Raw genomic sequence first — 17,958 nt, 5'->3', positions numbered from 1 at the left:
GAGGCAATAGTCGCGATACGTTTCGTCAGTATCTGCTCAGTGCCTCTAGTATTATGTTCCGCGTATTGATGTCGTTGTGGAAAATCCTGTCGGCGAGAAACTCGGACGGAAACTCAGGCCATGTCCTGCGCATTTCAGCAACGAGCCGTCGTGCTTCTTCTGAATTTCCTAACTGATCGTGCGCAACGGCTTGGAACAAGAGCGAAGGAGCACTGACTGGCGCTCCAGCAGCTGGCGCTCCCTGAAAGGCTTCAACAACATTTTCGTAGTTCCCGAGCATAAGTTGCGAGACGCCCCAGATGTTTCTCGCACCAAACCTACCGGATCCTGATTTGGGTCTATCCGGGTTGCTAACCTCGGCAGAGAATTCCGGGGCGTTAGCCAAGATGGCGGTGATACCTGCAAGGTCGAGAATATGGCCATCATTCGGCGCCAGTTCGACCGACATCCTTGCGTATTTCAATGCCTCGTTCGGCTGGTCTTTGACAGCCAGCACCCAACCGTTTGCGCTGTTTGCCCAGGCGTCGGCCGGGGACAACTGAAGCGCTTTTTCAGACATTTCTGAAGCTTGATTGGAGAAATCATCCCTTTGTGATTCATCCGGCGACAACACCGCCAGGATCGCCAGGACCTGCGCTGAGCCGGCATAGCCGTCGGACAGAGCCGGATCGAGTTCCATCGCGTGCTGGAACATTCCCAGTGCTATCTGCTGACGTTTGACATCAAAAACGGGAAAAAACATGCCTCGGGCTTGGTCTGCAATGTTGGCCGCCTGGAGTCTCGTCAATGATTGTTCACCAAGCGCCACACGTTCTGCTTTCTCGATGGATCGAATTGTCGGCACAACCTCCCTGTTATCCTGGCTCATCCAGATGCCAAGCACAGCGACTAATGCAACAACACCTAGTCCAGCAGGCAGCAGTTGCCGCGAACGCCAACGGCCAACTGGATTGTCGCTCTTCAGTTCACTTGATGTACGGTCTTCAATTGTAGATTCGTATGAAAACCGCGGCTTGTATCCGCCGGGATCAACAAAAATGCGAACTCCGTTGCCGTCCCAGTGATCTTCGTAGAACTGATGTAAAAGACGACGCAGTCGCCTAGCCTCAACTCGAACCAGGTTTTGACCACCAGTACCATCTATGCGCCGCCCATAGACCTCAACAGCGATAGCTTTGCCTCTAATCTGAGCGCTTCGACCAGATAGAGTTTCCTCGACTATATAGGTGAGAAACTGCGTGAGTCGGGGTGAAGCTTGAAACCCGTCGCTTGATACAATTCGACTCAGAGCTTCCCGGATGAGTTCCGGAGAAGGTTGGCCAACTTGTTGATTTATTGGCAAATCGTTTGACTTGTTCAATGTCAACTTACCCCCAACTCACGGTGACTCACTTGGCCTTTGCGGTCAACCGCACTCATCTTGATTTGAGAATAGATAGTGGGTGTCGGGATTTTTCCAGTGACGGTGGACCTGATTGAAGAAATTCCGGAACTTTCTGATGTGCTCTCGAGGCGCATCGAAACGGATGCACTACTCGGCGAGGTCATCGAGGACCTGAATAAAGCATCTGCGTTTTCGAAAGACGCATCGATCACGGCCTCAGAGCGCGCCGAATGGGCCCACATCAAATCTGAACTCATCAACGAGCTTCGCCGGATGTTGAAGCGCAACCTGTGAGATACTCTAACTGAGGACCAATCCATGACAAAGGAAGACAATAGAAAAGACCAGGACGACAAACAGGTTCAGGCGTCAGATCAAATTGAAGACCCGTCGCGGCGGAGTGTTCTAAAGGGCTTGGCCACTGGAGCGGCTGCCACAGGGGCAGCTGGGTTTGCGGCAGGAACTGCCGAGGCCCACGAAGGAGGCGGCCCACTAGGAGAAACACTCAAGAACCCATATGGTGGTCGACCCGCAGGTGGCATATCATTGCCGGATTACTTCCGTCCTACGAAGTACATGACCGGTTCAAATGCGAACTATTTTCCGCTTAGTGAGGAGTTGGGGCCAGATGAGATGCGCATCTCTTTCTGCGGCTCAACACCATATCCGCCGCGCGAAGATCAGGCGGGTACTTGTATCATGGTGGAGTTGGGGAATGGAAAACGGTTCTTCTTCGACTTTGGGTCCGGTTGTGTCCGCAACATCATTGCGATGCAAGTGCCTGGGCAGTTGATCAACGACATCTTCATCTCTCACCTGCATGTCGACCATTATGCTGACATTCCGTATATTTACCCCTTCCGTGCCTGGTCGGGTGGCTACACGCCACTACGCATCCATGGGCCGTCAGGTCGAACGCCCGAGCTTGGCACAGCCGGAATGGTCAAAGGCATGCAACAGATGCTCAAATGGCATCTGGAGGCCTTTGATGTTTTCCCGATTGGGGACGGCTACGAGATCGAAGTCAATGAATTTGATTTCCGCCAGGAAGGTGGCATCGTTTATGACGAAGACGGTGTGACTGTTCGGTCTTGGCCACGTAGCCATGCCAAGGACGGTGCGGTTGGTTATCGGCTCGATTGGAATGGTCTGAGCTTTGTATGGACTGGCGATGGACGCCCGGATGAGCTTTCACGAAAATACGGCGAAGGCGTTGATGTCTTTGTAACCGAAATGTCGGGGCAGGATATTGGTCAGTTGATGACCTACAAATACGGTATCCCACAAGATCTCTTTAACTACACTATCGATACGCATCACACCTCCCACTATGCCGTGGGTAAGCTCTTTGCTGACACAAGGCCGCGTTTGGGAATGGTGACACACTATACCCAGGATGAAGACATCGACGCTGAAATGCTGGCTGGTATTCGCGCCCACTACGACGGTCTGTTCCAATGGGGTCTCGATGTAGCCGTTGTGAACGTAACCAAGGATGCAATCTGGTACAGGAAAGCTGCACTGCCCGGAAAATCCGGTACTGTGCCACCATTTCGTGAACTGGCTGCGGCGGCCGAGGCCGGGCGTATTGAGCTTCCGGATGAAATCACATTACCGAACCCAAGACTCACCCGCGCAGACCAGCAAGACCAGAAGTATCGAGATATGGAGATCGATCCACGCGAATACTACCCAACTGACGTTTTCCGAGCACCCGGCGGGGACTGGCCGCAGGACTTTACCATCAAAGTTTCGGATGTAATCGGCTCGCGTGATGAAGACTGAGAGGAGATCGAACAATGATTGAATTTGGTTCGACTTCTGCGATCCCCGTAACGATCCTTACCGGCTTTCTAGGAGCCGGTAAGACAACGCTTCTGAACCGCATCCTCACCGGCAATCACGGATTACGAGTGGCAGTCTTGGTGAATGACTTTGGATCCATCAACGTCGATGCTGATCTCGTTGTTGGCCTTGAAGATGATGTGATGAGTTTAGCGAATGGTTGCGTTTGCTGCTCAATACGAGATGACCTGATCGAAACAGTGGAAGCCGTTCTCGCCCGGCCTGAGAAACCGGAATACATCGTCCTTGAAGCAAGCGGCGTGTCGGACCCATCGTCAATCGCGATGACGTTTACGGATCAACGGTTCCGGGACATGATCCGCTTAGACAGCCTCATGTGTCTTGTCGATGCGGAACAGTTATTTGCCGCGCCGGAACAAATGGAACTGAAGCTTCGTCAAATTGCGTTCTCGGACATGGTTATTTTGAACAAGGTTGATCTTGTCGACAGGGCCACAGTTCAGAAGGTGCACGACTGGCTTGGCTCTCGCTTCCGTCGGTATCGTCTGGTCGAAGCTGTCAACGCGGATGTCCCGCTGGATATACTTCTTTCAGTTGGTCGCTTTGCCGCCGAACAGCTCGAAACCGAAATACCCGATCATCACGAACATGGGCCAGATTGTGGTTGCCACCACTCTGATCACTCAGACAGCTTTTCTACGACCATGATGAAAGCTGAACGCCCAATAAGCCTGTCTTCCCTCCGGAGTGCAATTCGGAAGCTTCCGGGCGACGTTTATCGCCTCAAGGGTTTTGTTTTCAGCGAGGAGGATCCAGATCATCGCATTCTTGTTCAGGTGGTTGGAAAACGAATGGACATCTCACGGGATGGTGCTTGGGGTGACCGCAAACCCGAAACAAGGCTTGTCGCAATAGGCGCACCGGGGGCGCTCTCCGAGGATGTGCTTTCGGACACGCTTATGGAGACAGTCTGAAAGCCAGGTTCGATCAAGTATTTGGGCTATAAGTCAACCGTGCTGGATAATTTCATCTAGTTCGGCGGGGGCGTGCTGTGATGGGCCGTTGACGTCTATTGGCAACCTGGTGATCTCAAGTGCAAGCCATCCGTTAGAAACGGGCCAGCCAAAAGGAGACCGCCAATGAAACTAAGGTTGCTACGCTACTCCATACTTGCCGGGGTTGGTGCCCTTTCTAGTACTGCGTGGGCAGAGTCCCAGGAAGAAGAACTAGCAAAGCAACTTGCTAACCCAGTGGCTGCTCTCATTAGTGTGCCATTCCAGCTGAATTATGATCAGAATTTGGGTGCCGACGGAATTGGTTCGCGTTGGATATTGAACGTACAACCGGTTATTCCCTTTGAGCTTACGGACGATTGGAACCTCATATCCCGAACAATTCTCCCAATTGCCTCTATAGATGGTAGCTTTCCGGGTTCTGGATCCGAGAATGGGCTAGGAGATACTGTTCAAAGCTTATTTCTTTCGCCCAAAAAACCAAGTGCGGGCGGTTGGATCTGGGGGGCTGGACCTGTTTTTCTGCTGCCAACGTCGACAGATAACAGCTTAGGTCTCGGAGCGTGGGGTGCAGGAGTTACCGGCGTGGCACTCAAACAGCAGGGTCCGTGGACATATGGTGGCCTGACAAATCACATCTGGGACATTGATGGTGATACCGACATCAGTCAGACGTTCTTACAGCCATTTATTTCCTACACAAATTCGAACGCGTGGACGTTCACTATTAACACTGAGTCCACCTACGATTGGGAAAACAAACAATGGTCTGTGCCAATCAACAGTGTTGTCACCAAAGTTACCCAACTCGGGGATCAACTTATCAGCGTAGGCGGGGGGATACGCTATTCGGCCGACGGCCCCGATAGTGGGCCCGAAGGTTGGGGCGTGAGACTTGTAGCTACCTTACTGTTTCCCAAATAGTTGAACCTTTCCTCAAAGAATATCGCTTACCGGATGCAGGCATTGGACGGATGAAAGCGAACGGCAGATTGTCCGCATCTTGGAAGTCACTATGCCTGGATTTGAATGTCCGCTTTGGGCTGCAGGCCTGTCTATTGCGTCCGCAGCGCTGAACCGTTGTAGCAATGGCCGGTAAGGGCTCTCTCTCGCCGTTCTCTGCGGTGGGCATTGATTTGAAGTAACAGCCCTCACCTGCCTTTGATTCCACCTCTGCCATTCGTTCATGCAGCATGCCACAACCGCGCATTCCTGACGTTCACAATCCAGTGTTAGGTGGCAGGTGAACGGACCAAAGCTGCCGTTCAGCTCGAATCAGCGGGCCCACGAATTTGGCTCCGAGCCGACATCCATAAATGACCTCAAATGCTGCGAACGTAGCCCACTTTGCTGTTATGCATTGCGATGGTGGGAATGCTTCTTCTACGAGCGACTGCAACGCGAACGAACTGCCGTGAATGTCGCGCAGGAACTCATTTCACCCGTAGGATTTGGTGAAACGGCTCTATCTGCTTTTGATTGGTTTAAGCCGTTGAATTCGAAGACCCATACGATTGCGCATGGTCTTGATTGTGTGACGTTTATCTACATCGCATCAAATGAAGTCTGGACGCTGACTCTTTTCCCGACGATGAAGTACGAGTTGTCTACGCACGGTTCCGAAAACCTAGAAGATCACGGAAGTTGTATTCGGGATGGAGAGTAACTTACGTCACGTTTCAAAACAGATCGATGGTGCGCCCAATCCGATAGCATAGATTTAGCCGTAGCCTCCATTTCGGCTACGGCTAATATAGTTCTTAAGCCATGCACCAAGTGATAATGCGCCTGCCGTACAGCTTTAGGCGGCCGACTTAACTCTTGTGGTTGGTTAGTAAGCCGGCCGCCACAAACCAACCGCGGAAAACCGACGCCACTCCAACGTCCGTTTCTGTACCTCGCTTGAGGATCGTGAAATCCATGGCTGTTTGTTTCGAGAGGGTAAGAAACAAAGCAAGAAGAACGCTACTGCTACTTTTTTTCATACCATTTTCAGAAAGAACAAAATTTTTGACATTTTCCCAACGCAATCGGGAGGTCAATTACCAGGATGGTGTGGATGCCAGAATGTGGTTCTGCAATTACCTTTTCATCACCAACGCAAGCTTCAACAAAAACTGCCGATTCTGGTAGATTTTCACAGACGCCCTTCATCAAATTGTCAAGGATAACGACAGAATCGCCTTGGTTCAGAAACTCCCAGGCGATATGGCTGCCGACGTAGCCAGCGCCTCCGGTGATGAGAACAGTCACGAAGCAACCACGGATTGTCCAATGCGGTCTGACCGACATACTGCTCGGACAAACCGTGGCAACTCAATTTCCGGCCTATCCATAGTCACATAATCGACGGCGTAATCTGCAGCGGCTTTAGAGCGTATTTCGTATTGATCGGATGCTTGAAGAATATATGCAGCTGCTTCGGCCGCAGTATTTACTCGTTCAAGATCCGGGAAGACTGACTCGGGAGCCCCAAAAGGTGCCATCATGGGCCAATTCCGTAGAACCGGTATAGCACCAGTAAGCATGCCTTCGACGAGACTCTCATGACTACCTTCTCTTTGGCTCGTAGATAAAACAAAGCCGATCGACCGGTACCAACTAGCAATGTCGTTTGTATACCCTTCAACTGAAACGCTATCTCCAAACTCAGAAAGTCTTTTCTTGAAATTGAGTTGATATTGCGCTTCAGAGTCCGATACATCGCTACCCCAAGGCTTTCCAACGAAACGAAGCCTCCAGGATGGATCATGCACCTGAAGTTCTTTGAGTATGTCGAGAGCGAATATTGGGTCCTTGTTGGCGGAAGCGTATTGCGTCATACCCAGGGTCTTTTTTGATAATGTCTCGCGCGTTATAAAGTTGAAATTCGACACATCTCTAATATTGGGAATGACATTTGTAACGGTGTCCAAAAGAGCCTTCTCACCCACCAGCGCAGTCAACACCTTACGAATTTGTGGCGCAATGAATACTAACCCATTGATCCTGCGAAAGTTCGCGATCACAGGGTATGCCGTAAATGCTTCGTAGCTGTGTAAACGAACTATCAGCGGCTTTTCTTCCTGCAAATAGTGACTCATCCAGACAGCGCCCTCCGTCAGCCACTCACAAAAAACGACATCAGCCCAACCAACAAGGTCACTCGCTAACGGATTGCGGTCTGCCAGCGCTTCGCGGATAGCGGTCGCAGTGGGTCGCCCGGCGATGCTCCTTGTTTGGTACGAAATACCCAGTTTGCGATCCGTATTGGGAAACGCCTGCCTGATAATTCCAAAATCGAGGTAACGCACTTCAAATCCATCGTCCTCGAGTGCCTTCGCAGCCAGCGGAAAAAAGTTCCAGTTGTCAGAGACGACCAACACCTTTTTGCACTCGACGGGGGAACCACCATGCGCGCCGCCAACCTGCCCTGCCCTTATAAGGTCCTGCAATTCGATAGGGAAAGAAGCAACGGCGGGATCACCTTCCTGCACGGTTTGTATAAACCTCTGAAAAACTTCGGGAACCAGAAGAGGATGTCCACCCTTGTAAGGCACCCCGAACTTCAGTTCGTGCACCAACCACATATTGAATACACTTCTGCGAGAATTTGCCTCTTCGGCCACACCAAATTGGTCCAACAACTGAATGAACTTTTGGAAATGGCTACGATCCTCGAACGCATTACTCAACACGCCGATCACTGCAAAAGACAGTACCTTGCGGCGGCGGCGCGATTTCAAACGCGAAAGAGCGTCCAGCGACTGTTCGGCATCAAGTTGCAATGCCTTGACTACGGCCAGTGCTTCGAACGTTGCATCAGAACACAATCTGCGGGTCTCAAGTTTCCGTTCGACTTCGTGAACAAGGTCTATTTCCGCTTCTGCAACTAAGTCTGCCTTTCCTGCTCGAACGTCCGCGGCCTTTGCTTTAGCAAGAAGCTGCGCGCCATTCCTCAGCGCTGGATTACAATTCAACGCCTTCAAAATCGTCCCCGACGCTGAACGAAAGTTCTTCTTCTCGAGAGCGTGTTTTGCCGCAGAACGAAGTTTACGTGCTTCGACGTACTTTCTTGGGTGTGTCAGTCGAAAGATTATAGCATGCAATGATGAACTAAGGTGAAGACTGAAGGGCAATTCGAACCACCGATCTGGATTGTATCAATAGATACGCAGAACTATTCTAGGAAAGCGCATCAGTGCAACCGGCGATCCCCTTTATTCAACTGCTATGCCGCATAGTTGCCATACCATTCTAACGCAGCGTTGTTGAACGCAGAACTTCAATCGTATCAGAGGCACACGTTCAAGACGCAATCGTTTCCAACCAGTACAATCCCCGGCACATGACGTTGCTAAACAACGACTTGGACACACAATTTAAACCACCGGCTTTTAACTTGAGACAAATCTGGCAGCCCTAAAGTGGTTCCAGCATTCTTCTGGTGAGAAGAGAGCGTAGATCTCTGAGAAGGCGCCGAACATTTCAGTGAATGTCCTTGCTCCAACGCGATCTGGCTTGGCCGAGACAGCTGGCGGGTGGCGGGTAGACCAGTCGTAGCGTTGTCCCCTTGTCCGTGTGTAGCGTCGCTAGGTGGCCACCAGCGTCTTCTATTGTACTTAAAGCCAAACTTGCTCGGAAACCTGTCATCGCATTAGGGTGTGATTGTACACCGGTCGTATATGCCAGTACATTGGCTAGTTCAGGCATGGTTGTGTCTTCTTCTTGCTCAATCCGTTCGATAAGAAATGAGCGATGGGGATCAAGAATGCTTTCACTGCAAGGTCGAACCTGCGGCGCGGCCTTCAATCGTCCAGTTCGTCGGACCGTAAACCTTGTGCGTGCGCCGGTTGTAGGCGAAAGTTACAACCATAACGCCGTCGCGCTCCCGCATAACCATACTTCAATCAACTTTCGAAGCCGCGACCGAAACGCATCTGGCAATGGTGCTGTTATGATCCATCCTCTCATAAACGATGAATTACAATTCAGTTCTCATGGGAATCCCGGCGCTTCAGTTTTTCGATAGGACGCTCTAGCGATGTTATTCCACACGACAAAGCCATAAGTGCGCCGATCTTATTCACGGTGTCGCAACAACGGGAACAAATTGAACGGCGTCTATCCAACAAAAAGAAAGCTAAGTGCATGACCCCGCTGATCGCGACTACATAAAAGTCTTCATCGTCAAATCTAATCCCTACGCAAAAATCCATCAGGTGCAACGGTCACCTGCAGTTTAGTCGCCATATCGCGATCTATGGTGAAATCGGGATTGTCCTTTAACCAGCTGTGCAGAGCCGTTTTGGGGTTGTTCCCAACATCCCAAGGGCGGTCTTCAAAGAACCCCGGCGGCATGTCTTCCACAAAGCTATCAAGAACCAGACAATAGCAACCTGAGGTAACCAAAGGCCCATATGCCTCTAGTTCGGCGACAACATGGTCGTGGGTATGCATCGAATCGAGACAAACCATGACTCTTTTGGCGTCGCCCACAGCATCCTTGGCACGCGCGATAGTGTCTGGCGCAGTCGAGGATCCCTCGATCATAGTGATCCGGGAGGCCATCGGATGGCGTTCCATCGCGACTTTGTTGTGTGCACGAATATCGATGTCAATGCCGACGACGCGTCGCCTCGGATTAGCCGGATCAAGCAAATCTCCGCTTTCCACAGCGTCAGCATAGTCGAGCATGGCCAGCAATGATGCGGACAAAATCAAAGAGCCACCATGGGCGATGCCCGTCTCAAGAATGACATCGGATTTTGTCTCCCATACTATCTCTTGCAAGGCGACTATATCCTGCGGATATTGGATAATTGGCCGCCCCATCCAATCGAAATTGTAAACCTAACGCCGCTGCATGCTTTCGCGCCGCCAATCCTGGGACAAATGCTGAAAACTTGCATCATTTCGAAAGTCCAGAAGAGATGTGAGCCTCCCCAACTGAACTGGTCCACCGATATGTTTAGGAAACGGATGAATGAGAATGGCAAACTAGCGACCGAAGCTAGAAGAGATTGTCTCGTGGTTGCGGCAGGTTGAAGTTCTTATGGGGCAAGGCATGTCCCGTCTTGATGCGATCAGACTGATCGGGGTTGTTGAACAAACCTATTACTGCTGGAGAAAGAAGTACGGTGGAATGGGCGTAGATCAGTTGAAGGAACTGAAACGGCGTTAGAAAGAGACCGAGCGGCTGAAACACGCGGTTTCAGATTTGACTTTGGACAAATTGTTCCTGACGGTAGCCTCAAAGGGTAACTCTTGAGCCCCGCTCGTCGTCGCCCCCATCCGCGATCACGCTTTCTTTGAGCAGGCGCAATTCCAAGGCCTATTCAGCAAAAAACTTTCTTTAGATCACGGGCTTCCCGTCTCAGATCCTTTACTTGGGTGGAAGTCGCCGCGCGGGCCGTATCACCTGCCACGCGTTTCTTGCCGGATTCCAGGAATTCCTTGGACCAGCTGTAGTAGAGGCTCTGTGCAATGCTTTCACAGCGGCAAAACTCGGCATGCTATCCTCACCCTTCCGGTCATCCGGAACGGCCTGATATTTTCCTCTGCGGAATACTGTTTGCGGGTCGCACGGGGAATGTCCTTTACGACCTTCTCACCGTGGCTCTGCTTGGTTCCGGGTTGCTTTCTCATCTCCACTCCTTGGCGGTTACGATGAGCCAGAAACCCTCTCTTATCAAATCGACTTAAACTGTCCCATTGGCGATGACGTAAGGCAGTTGCGCAGGCGGTACAAGTTGCCTTTCTGGTCGTTAGCGGGTGGAGCAAGCTTACAGAACTGCTTCATCTCCACCCATTAAGATCAAATCATCGCGTCTTCATTCACTACATCAGCGAAGGACTTGAAGAATTTTCCAGCGAGCTTCTTGGCTGTGCTCTGGATCAAACGACTGCCGAGCTGAGCCAGTTTTCCGCCAATCTCGGCCTTGGCTTCATAGCGCAGGATCGTTTTGTCGCCGTCTGCACTCAGCGTCACATCTGCGCCACCCTTTGCATGACCAGCGGTACCACCATTGCCCTGACCAGACAGAGAGAATGCATCAGGGGCGCCGGTCTGGTCCAGGGTGACATTGCCTCCGAACCGCGCCTTTACGGGCCCTACTTTAAGCAAGACCTTGGCCTCCAGTTCAGTATCAGAATGCTTGATTAGTTCTTCACAACCCGGGATGCATTGTTTCAACACCTCGGGATCATTCAGTGCCGCATAGACGCGATCTTTCGGGGCGTTGATGATGATTTCGTCGTTCAGTTCCATAGTCTAGTCCTTCTTAGCAACAGGGAAATCTTATGTTGTCTGCTTGTTCAGTGGTCATTTCGAGCGATTTAAGACGCCCGCGCATCCAGATCAGAAGTCGGCTCATGAGATCGGCTCGTTCGCGGTTTCCAAATGGGTCGCATAGTCATCCGGGGTATCGACATCGGTGTAGAACCCTGGCGATGGCAGCTTAGCGGCTTGTACATGTTCGGGATGATCGCGCGTGAAGCCCAAGCAGCCGGGGCGTGCGGGGTTTTCCAGCAATCGCCGGCGCAATAGCTGCGGGATAGTAATTGGATTGCCTCGTGCGCCGTTATGGACAGGTATCGTCACTTTAGTCGCATCACCTGCAACGTGAGCGGCAATCAGATCTTGCAGATCCTGAGTGGTCAATAGCGGCTGATCACCCAAGCCGATCAGAAGCAGATGGGCGTCAGGTGCACAATGCAATCCCGTGGCAACCGAGCTCTGCTGGCCGCTGGTGAAGTTTGCATTGTGAACCAAAGAAACAGCTAGCCCTGATAATGCCCGGCGCACGGCGCTCGCCTCATGTCCTGTTACCACCGTCAGGTCAGTATCAATGGCACCTAAGTAAGCCATGGCTACCCGGCGGATCATCGGCACGCCGTCTATTGGTAACAGCAGCTTGTTTTGCGCCCCCATGCGACGGGAAAGACCGGCGGCCAGAAGGATCGCGGCAACATCAGCCATCGGCAAGCCCCACAGTCTGCCGTCTGACACGGACTAACTGCGCAAGGATCGACAGCGCTATTTCCTCGGGCGTGACCGCCCCCAGGTCCAGACCCGCCGGGGCGTGGACGGTGTTGATGGCCTCGGGCGTTATGCCGGCGGTCTTTAGTTTTTCAGCCAGTGTCGCGAATTTCCGAGCGCTTCCGACGAAGGCAACATAGTCGGGCAAATCTGTCAGTACGGATTTGAGCGCGTCCAAATCTCCTTGGCCTTGCGTCGCAATGACAACGAAGCGTCGTCGATTGCACGTCGTATCAGTCGACGTGGTGCCAGAAACCGACCAGTGGAATTGCGGTGCCAGGGAACTAAGCGCTTGGGCCACAGGGGATGCGCCAAGCACGACAAGTTCGGGCATTGGCAAACAGGGCTCGATAAAAATGTCGACGGTGCCTTTTGACGGGCAACCATTGCGCGCAAAGCGCGTCCCGTCGACTTCATCCCCCGCTATCACGCCCATTTCTTCCAGGAGTTCCTCGGGCGCGACAGAAACCAGTTGCGGCTGACCGGCGCGCAAAGCCTCTACCGCAGCGCGTTTGACCGCGCCACGCGTGCATCCGCCACCAAGCCATCCATGCAGGATTGTCCCGTCCGCGCTGAGCAGCGCTTTGGCACCCGGCTTGGCCGCCGTCGCCCCCGCAGTGCGCACGATTGTCGCGAAGGCGAATGGTTCTTGCCGGTCACGCAGGTCTTGTGCCGCATCGGCAAGGTCCGTGTCTAAGATCTCTGCCGGACTCATAGCGTCACCAATTTTGGTTCCAGGGCGGCAAAATCGGCAAGGGTGTTGGCCGGTTGAAAAAGGTCGAGATAAGGCAAGGCCGCAGCCATTCCGCCAGCTACGGGCGCGTAGTCGCTCCAACCCTTCAATGGATTGAGCCAGATGATCTTACAGCCGCGTTTTCTCAGCTTCTCAAGCGCTGCTGCCAGGATTGCGGGTGGCTCGGTATCATAGCCGTCCGACAGGATCACTACGACAGACCGGCCATCTACAAAGCGCCGCGCATAGGTATCGGCAAAGCGTTGCAACGATGGCCCGATCTTTGATCCACCGCCGAAGCCATCTGCCATCAGCGACATCCGACCAATTGCACGCAGTGCGTCTTTGTCGCGCAATGCTTCAGTGATGCGAACCAGCCGTGTGTGAAAAAGATAAGCGTCGGCATCTTTGTCAGCGCGCATCAGCCCAGCGAGAAAAGCAAGGAAAACTTGTGCATAGACGCTCATCGATCCCGATACATCGCAAAGCGCTACGATTTTGCGGCTGCGATCTGGGCGAGACTTGCGCAAGAGCTGCAGAGGTTCCCCTCCTGTCGCAAGGCTCAGGCGAATGGTCTTGCGAAAATGCAGGCGGTCGCCTTTGCGGGCGGCGATCCGACGGCGCGAACGTCGGTCGCGCAAAGCGGCACCGATGCGACGCGCAACTGCTTCGGCCTCTGCGATATCATCCGCGCGGACCAGATCACGCAGATCGCGGCGGCTGAGATTGCGTTGCTGAGTTGCGATAAGTTTACCGGTGCCGTCGCTGTCGGCCTCGCCGTCACCGGAATCAGGAGCGATGGCGCTGCCCGATGCGCCCATATCCTGACCCTTGGCTTGACGAGAGGAATGCACGTCATCGCTGAGCGCAGACTGCGCTTTGGGCACGGCCCATTGCTTCACCCGACCGGAATCCATCCAAAAACTATCGAAGAGGCTGTCGAACCGTTCGGCCTCATCCTTGCATCCTGTGCAGATGGCCCGTAACGCGCGACGGCTTTCATTCGGGACAGCGGCATTGACCTCGCCGAGGGCAAGCAAGGCAAGCTCTGCCTCTGCCACACCTAGGCGCAGGCCGTTCTGGCGCAAATGCGCAATGAACCCGGCGACACGGGCCGCTGGCCCCGGATCACGCGCCGCAAATTTGGAAACCCGGCTCATGCGGCCTTCCCCGCGATACGGGCCGCGACTTCGGCGGTGATCTGTGCCTGATCGCTTTGAGTTTTCAGCAGCGTGGTTAAGGTGGAGTGCAACACGGTTGGATCGTTGGTCAGATCCGCAATCCCAAGTCCCATCAAGGCGGCAGCAAAATCGAGCATCTCAGCGATGCCGGGTGTCTTTTCCAGTTCCTCCTCGCGAAGCTTTTGTACAAAGCCTACGACTTGCGCGCCAAGACGCGCCTCAATCGCAGGGCAGCGGGCTTTGAGGATTGCAAGTTCTGTCTGTCGGTCCGGATAATCGACATAGGTGTAAAGGCAGCGACGACGCAGTGCATCGGATAGATCGCGTGTGCCGTTTGATGTCAGGATCACGATCGGCTTACTAGAGGCCGTGATGGTGCCGAGTTCTGGCACAGTCACTTGATAGTCGGCCAGAACTTCCAGCAAGTAGGCTTCGAATTCCACATCAGCACGGTCAATTTCGTCAATCAACAAAACAGGCGGAGTGTCCTGGGTAATGGCGGCCAATAGAGGGCGTTCCAACAGGAAATCACGGGAAAAAATACGCTCCTCAACGCTTTTGCCCGTCTCACCATCTTCGGCGGCGGCGCGGATCGTTAGCAATTGCCGCTGGTAGTTCCATTCGTAGATGGCCTGCGCGGCGTCGAGCCCCTCATAGCATTGCAGTCGGAGCAACTTGGTGTCGCGCGCATCGCTCAGGGTGCGCGCGACCTCTGTCTTACCTACGCCCGCGGCGCCCTCCAGAAGAAGGGGCCGCTCCAACGTCAGCGCCAAATGGAGAGCAACTGCTAGGTCGTCGGATGCGACATAGCCCTGCCCTTCAAGAGCGGATTGTAAATCGGTCCAGGTCATGTGTGTCTCCGGGCAGAGCGGAACGTCTCCGCCCTGCCTTTCGCCTTTAGCCGTGCAGGCCAAGCTCATTGGCGGTCTTCCAGATCCGCCAGTGATCATGTGGCATGTTGGTATGCCGCAGACCAAAGGCCCGGAACGCATCCTGCACCGCGTTGGAGAAGCATGGCACCCCGCCCACATGCGGACTTTCGCCCACGCCCTTCGCACCGATGGGATGATGTGGCGACGGCGTGACGGTGTAGTCGGTCTCGTAGTTCGGAACCTCCCATGCGGTCGGCAGGAAGAAATCCATCAGCGTGCCCGTCTTCACGTTGCCCTGATCGTCATAGGCGATTTCCTGGCCCAAAGCGACGGCGAGTGCTTCGGTCAGGCCGCCATGAACCTGTCCTTCGATGATCATCGGGTTGATCCGGGTACCGCAATCGTCCAGAGCGTAGAAGCGGCGGATGTCTGGCACGCCTGTATCCACATCAATATCCATCACGCAAACATAGGCACCGAACGGATAAGTCATGTTTGGTGGGTCATAGTAGCTGACCGCTTCAAGCCCTGGCTCAATCCCTGGGATGGCCTGATTGTAGGCGGCGAATGCGATTTCTTTCATGGTCTTGAACCGCTCGGGCGCTCCTTTGACCACGAAACGGTCGACGTCGAACTCGACGTCATCGTCATGCACTTCCAACAGATAGGCCGCGATCATTTGCGCCTTGGCGCGGATCTTGCGGCCAGCCATGGCCGTAGCCGCCCCGGCAACCGGGGTCGAGCGCGAGCCGTAGGTGCCCAGACCATAGGGCGCGGTATCGGTGTCGCCCTCTTCGATGGTGATGCTATCGGCAGGTAATCCGATCTCGGAGGCCAGTATCTGTGCGAATGTCGTCGCGTGGCCTTGCCCCTGCGAAATCGTTCCAAGCCGTGCAATTGCAGAGCCCGTGGGATGGATGCGAATTTCGCAGCTATCGAACATGCCGAGACCCAGGATATCGCAATTCTTCACTGGGCCTGCACCCACGATCTCAGTGAAGAAACTGAGACCGATTCCCATGAGCTTGCGCGTTTCGCCCCGTTTGAACGCCTCTACACGCTCGGCCTGTTCCTTGCGCAATCCCTCGTAGTCGACGGTGCTGAGCGCTTTGTCCCATGCAGTGTGATAATCGCCAGAGTCATATTCCCAGCCAAGCGCAGCCTGATAGGGGAATTGCTCTTTCTTGATGAAGTTGATCCGGCGCAAATCTGCCGCGTCCATGTTCAACTCGATCGCCAGCACCTCGATCATCCGTTCGATGAAATAAACCGCCTCTGTCACGCGGAAGGAACAACGATAGCTGACCCCGCCCGGCGCTTTGTTGGTGTAGACGCCATCAACCTCAAGGAATGCAGTCGGGATGTCGTAAGATCCGGTGCAGATATTCATGAAACCCGCCGGGAATTTGGTTGGGTCGGCGCAGGCGTCAAATCCACCATGGTCCGCTGTCACATGGCAATGCAACCCGGTGATCTTGCCGTCCTTGGTGGCAGAAATGCGGCCCTTCATCCAATAGTCGCGGGCAAAGGCGGTGGTCATCAGATTGTCCATCCGGTCTTCGATCCACTTGACCGGCTTGCCGGTGACGATGGAGGCGACGACCGAACACACATAGCCCGGATAGGCCCCAACCTTATTTCCAAACCCGCCGCCAATATCGGGAGAGATCACACGGATATTGTGTTCCTCGATCCCGGAAATCAGGCTGACCACAGTGCGGATAGCATGGGGCGCCTGGAACGTGCCCCAAAGAGTCAGCTTGCCATTGACCTTGTCCATTGAGGCGACGCAGCCGCAGGTTTCCAGTGGGCATGGGTGCGTACGGTGGTAATACATGGTCTCTTCGGCAACGACCTCGGCATTGTCGATTGTCTCGAATGTTGGATCCTTGTCGCCCGCTTCCCACGTGAAGATATGGTTGTGGTGCTTTCGAGGACCATGTGCTCCATCGATTGGTTTGCCATCCTCGCCCACGGTGTCTTCACGCAGAACTATCTGTGATTCCATCGCCTTGAACGGATCGACCAGAACCTCAAGCTCTTCGTATTCGACTTCGACGGCCTCGATTCCATCTGCCGCCGCATAGCGGTCTTCGGCCACCACAAACGCCACTTCCTGGCCTTGAAACAGAACCTTGCCATCGGCCAGAACCATTTGCTTGTCGCCGGCCAGCGTCGGCATCCAATGGAGGCCGAGCGGTTCAAGGTCCTTGGCGGTCAGCACAGCGAGAACGCCGGGCACTTCAAGCGCTGCCGCCGTATCGATGTTGGTGATCCGTGCGTGAGCGTAGGGAGAGCGGACGAAATCTCCAAAGAGCATCCCGTCAAGCTTCACGTCATCGACGTAGTTGCCCTTGCCTTGAGTAAAGCGGGCATCTTCGACCCTTTTACGCGAACAGCCCATGCCCTTGAGGTTCGCGGTGCGTTCCTCACGATCTGGTGTCATGTCATTCATTGGGCCGCCTCCTTGGCTGCATTCATCTCGGCCGCTGCGGCTTTGATGGACTTCACGATGTTCTGATACCCGGTACAGCGGCAGATATTACCTGCCATGCCAAAACGGATCTCTTCCTCGGACGGGTTCGGGTTCTCTTCGAGCAACTTTGCCGCACGTGTGATCATGCCCGGTGTGCAGTAGCCGCATTGCAGCCCGTGATGTTCCTTAAACGCCTCTTGCAGCGGGTGCAGCGCGTCAGGCCCACCGATGCCTTCGATGGTTGTGATATCCTTGCCATCGGCCTGCGCCACGAACATGGTGCAGGACTTGACTGATTTGCCATCAATGGTGACGGTGCAAGCGCCACAATGGGAAGTCTCGCAACCAATATGCGGGCCGGTGATATTGAGCCGCTCGCGCAGCGTGTAGATGAGAAGTTCGCGTGGCTCGGCAAGGAATTCCTCTTCCTTGCCGTTCACCGTGATCTTGTAGTGTTGTTTCTTTGACATCGG

At 53.8% G+C, this 17,958-nt stretch carries 14 protein-coding genes and 3 pseudogenes; 5 read left to right on the top strand and 12 right to left on the bottom strand.

Annotation, left to right across the window (positions count from 1 at the left end; genetic code table 11):
• Nucleotides 1-25: 25 nt before the first annotated feature.
• Nucleotides 26-1,366 (bottom strand): tetratricopeptide repeat protein, encoded by a 1,341-nt coding sequence (locus ACR0CZ_RS06175; RefSeq protein WP_170392507.1) that lies wholly within the window; start codon nt 1,364-1,366, stop codon nt 26-28.
• Nucleotides 1,367-1,465: 99 nt separating this feature from the next.
• On the opposite strand from ACR0CZ_RS06175, the gene ACR0CZ_RS06170 reads away from it, so the two are divergent.
• From ACR0CZ_RS06170 to ACR0CZ_RS06155, 4 genes are all read left to right on the top strand, one after another.
• Nucleotides 1,466-1,678: a hypothetical protein gene (locus ACR0CZ_RS06170; RefSeq protein WP_223116881.1), complete on the top strand. Its 213-nt coding sequence runs from the start codon at nt 1,466-1,468 to the stop codon at nt 1,676-1,678.
• Between the two features lie 24 nt (nt 1,679-1,702).
• Nucleotides 1,703-3,169: a guanitoxin biosynthesis MBL fold metallo-hydrolase GntH gene (gene gntH, locus ACR0CZ_RS06165; protein ID WP_223116882.1), complete on the top strand. Its 1,467-nt coding sequence runs from the start codon at nt 1,703-1,705 to the stop codon at nt 3,167-3,169.
• Nucleotides 3,170-3,183: 14 nt separating this feature from the next.
• Complete coding sequence (locus ACR0CZ_RS06160) at nt 3,184-4,164, top strand: CobW family GTP-binding protein (RefSeq protein ID WP_170392509.1); 981 nt, start codon at nt 3,184-3,186, stop codon at nt 4,162-4,164.
• 165 nt (nt 4,165-4,329) lie between these two features.
• Nucleotides 4,330-5,127: a transporter family protein gene (locus ACR0CZ_RS06155; protein ID WP_170392510.1), complete on the top strand. Its 798-nt coding sequence runs from the start codon at nt 4,330-4,332 to the stop codon at nt 5,125-5,127.
• A 1,068-nt stretch (nt 5,128-6,195) separates the two neighbouring features.
• On the opposite strand, the gene ACR0CZ_RS06150 is transcribed toward ACR0CZ_RS06155, so the two are convergent.
• The 3 genes and pseudogenes from ACR0CZ_RS06150 to ACR0CZ_RS06140 all read right to left on the bottom strand — a co-directional run.
• The gene (locus ACR0CZ_RS06150; protein WP_170392511.1) at nt 6,196-6,456 is read right to left on the bottom strand and encodes an NAD-dependent epimerase/dehydratase family protein; all 261 of its coding nucleotides are present in this window, start codon (nt 6,454-6,456) and stop codon (nt 6,196-6,198) included.
• Complete coding sequence (locus ACR0CZ_RS06145) at nt 6,453-8,171, bottom strand: glycosyltransferase family protein (RefSeq protein ID WP_170392512.1); 1,719 nt, start codon at nt 8,169-8,171, stop codon at nt 6,453-6,455. The genes ACR0CZ_RS06150 and ACR0CZ_RS06145 overlap by 4 nt, the downstream gene beginning before the upstream one ends.
• 1,207 nt (nt 8,172-9,378) lie before the next feature.
• A pseudogene (locus ACR0CZ_RS06140) lies at nt 9,379-10,023 on the bottom strand (cephalosporin hydroxylase family protein); the annotation flags it as partial.
• A gap of 181 nt (nt 10,024-10,204) precedes the next feature.
• Between ACR0CZ_RS06140 and ACR0CZ_RS06135 the strand changes: the two are divergent.
• A pseudogene (locus ACR0CZ_RS06135) lies at nt 10,205-10,491 on the top strand (transposase); the annotation flags it as partial.
• 32 nt (nt 10,492-10,523) lie between these two features.
• Here ACR0CZ_RS06135 and ACR0CZ_RS06130 read toward each other — a convergent pair.
• The 8 genes and pseudogenes from ACR0CZ_RS06130 to ACR0CZ_RS06095 all read right to left on the bottom strand — a co-directional run.
• A pseudogene (locus tag ACR0CZ_RS06130) lies at nt 10,524-10,830 on the bottom strand (transposase); the annotation flags it as partial.
• A 169-nt stretch (nt 10,831-10,999) separates the two neighbouring features.
• Nucleotides 11,000-11,452 (bottom strand): SRPBCC family protein, encoded by a 453-nt coding sequence (locus ACR0CZ_RS06125; RefSeq protein ID WP_170392515.1) that lies wholly within the window; start codon nt 11,450-11,452, stop codon nt 11,000-11,002.
• A 102-nt stretch (nt 11,453-11,554) separates the two neighbouring features.
• Nucleotides 11,555-12,163, bottom strand: a complete 609-nt coding sequence (locus tag ACR0CZ_RS06120; protein WP_170392516.1) for a nucleotidyltransferase family protein — start codon at nt 12,161-12,163, stop codon at nt 11,555-11,557.
• Nucleotides 12,156-12,938: an XdhC family protein gene (locus ACR0CZ_RS06115; RefSeq protein ID WP_170392517.1), complete on the bottom strand. Its 783-nt coding sequence runs from the start codon at nt 12,936-12,938 to the stop codon at nt 12,156-12,158. Before ACR0CZ_RS06115 ends, ACR0CZ_RS06120 begins: the two co-directional genes overlap by 8 nt.
• The gene (locus ACR0CZ_RS06110; RefSeq protein ID WP_480537024.1) at nt 12,935-14,116 is read right to left on the bottom strand and encodes a vWA domain-containing protein; all 1,182 of its coding nucleotides are present in this window, start codon (nt 14,114-14,116) and stop codon (nt 12,935-12,937) included. The genes ACR0CZ_RS06115 and ACR0CZ_RS06110 overlap by 4 nt, the downstream gene beginning before the upstream one ends.
• Complete coding sequence (locus ACR0CZ_RS06105) at nt 14,113-14,988, bottom strand: AAA family ATPase (RefSeq protein ID WP_170392519.1); 876 nt, start codon at nt 14,986-14,988, stop codon at nt 14,113-14,115. The genes ACR0CZ_RS06110 and ACR0CZ_RS06105 overlap by 4 nt, the downstream gene beginning before the upstream one ends.
• 46 nt (nt 14,989-15,034) lie before the next feature.
• Nucleotides 15,035-17,464 carry an aerobic carbon-monoxide dehydrogenase large subunit gene (locus tag ACR0CZ_RS06100; protein ID WP_170392520.1) on the bottom strand — a complete coding sequence of 810 codons (2,430 nt, stop codon included), beginning with the start codon at nt 17,462-17,464 and terminating at the stop codon, nt 15,035-15,037.
• The gene (locus tag ACR0CZ_RS06095) at nt 17,461-17,955 is read right to left on the bottom strand and encodes a (2Fe-2S)-binding protein (RefSeq protein ID WP_170392521.1); all 495 of its coding nucleotides are present in this window, start codon (nt 17,953-17,955) and stop codon (nt 17,461-17,463) included. The genes ACR0CZ_RS06100 and ACR0CZ_RS06095 overlap by 4 nt, the downstream gene beginning before the upstream one ends.
• Nucleotides 17,956-17,958 lie beyond the last annotated feature (3 nt).

The sequence above is a fragment of the Ruegeria sp. H9 genome, assembly GCF_056532915.1.
The sequence above is the reverse complement of the archived record's forward strand: the minus strand, read 5'-3'. Positions and strand labels throughout refer to the sequence as shown.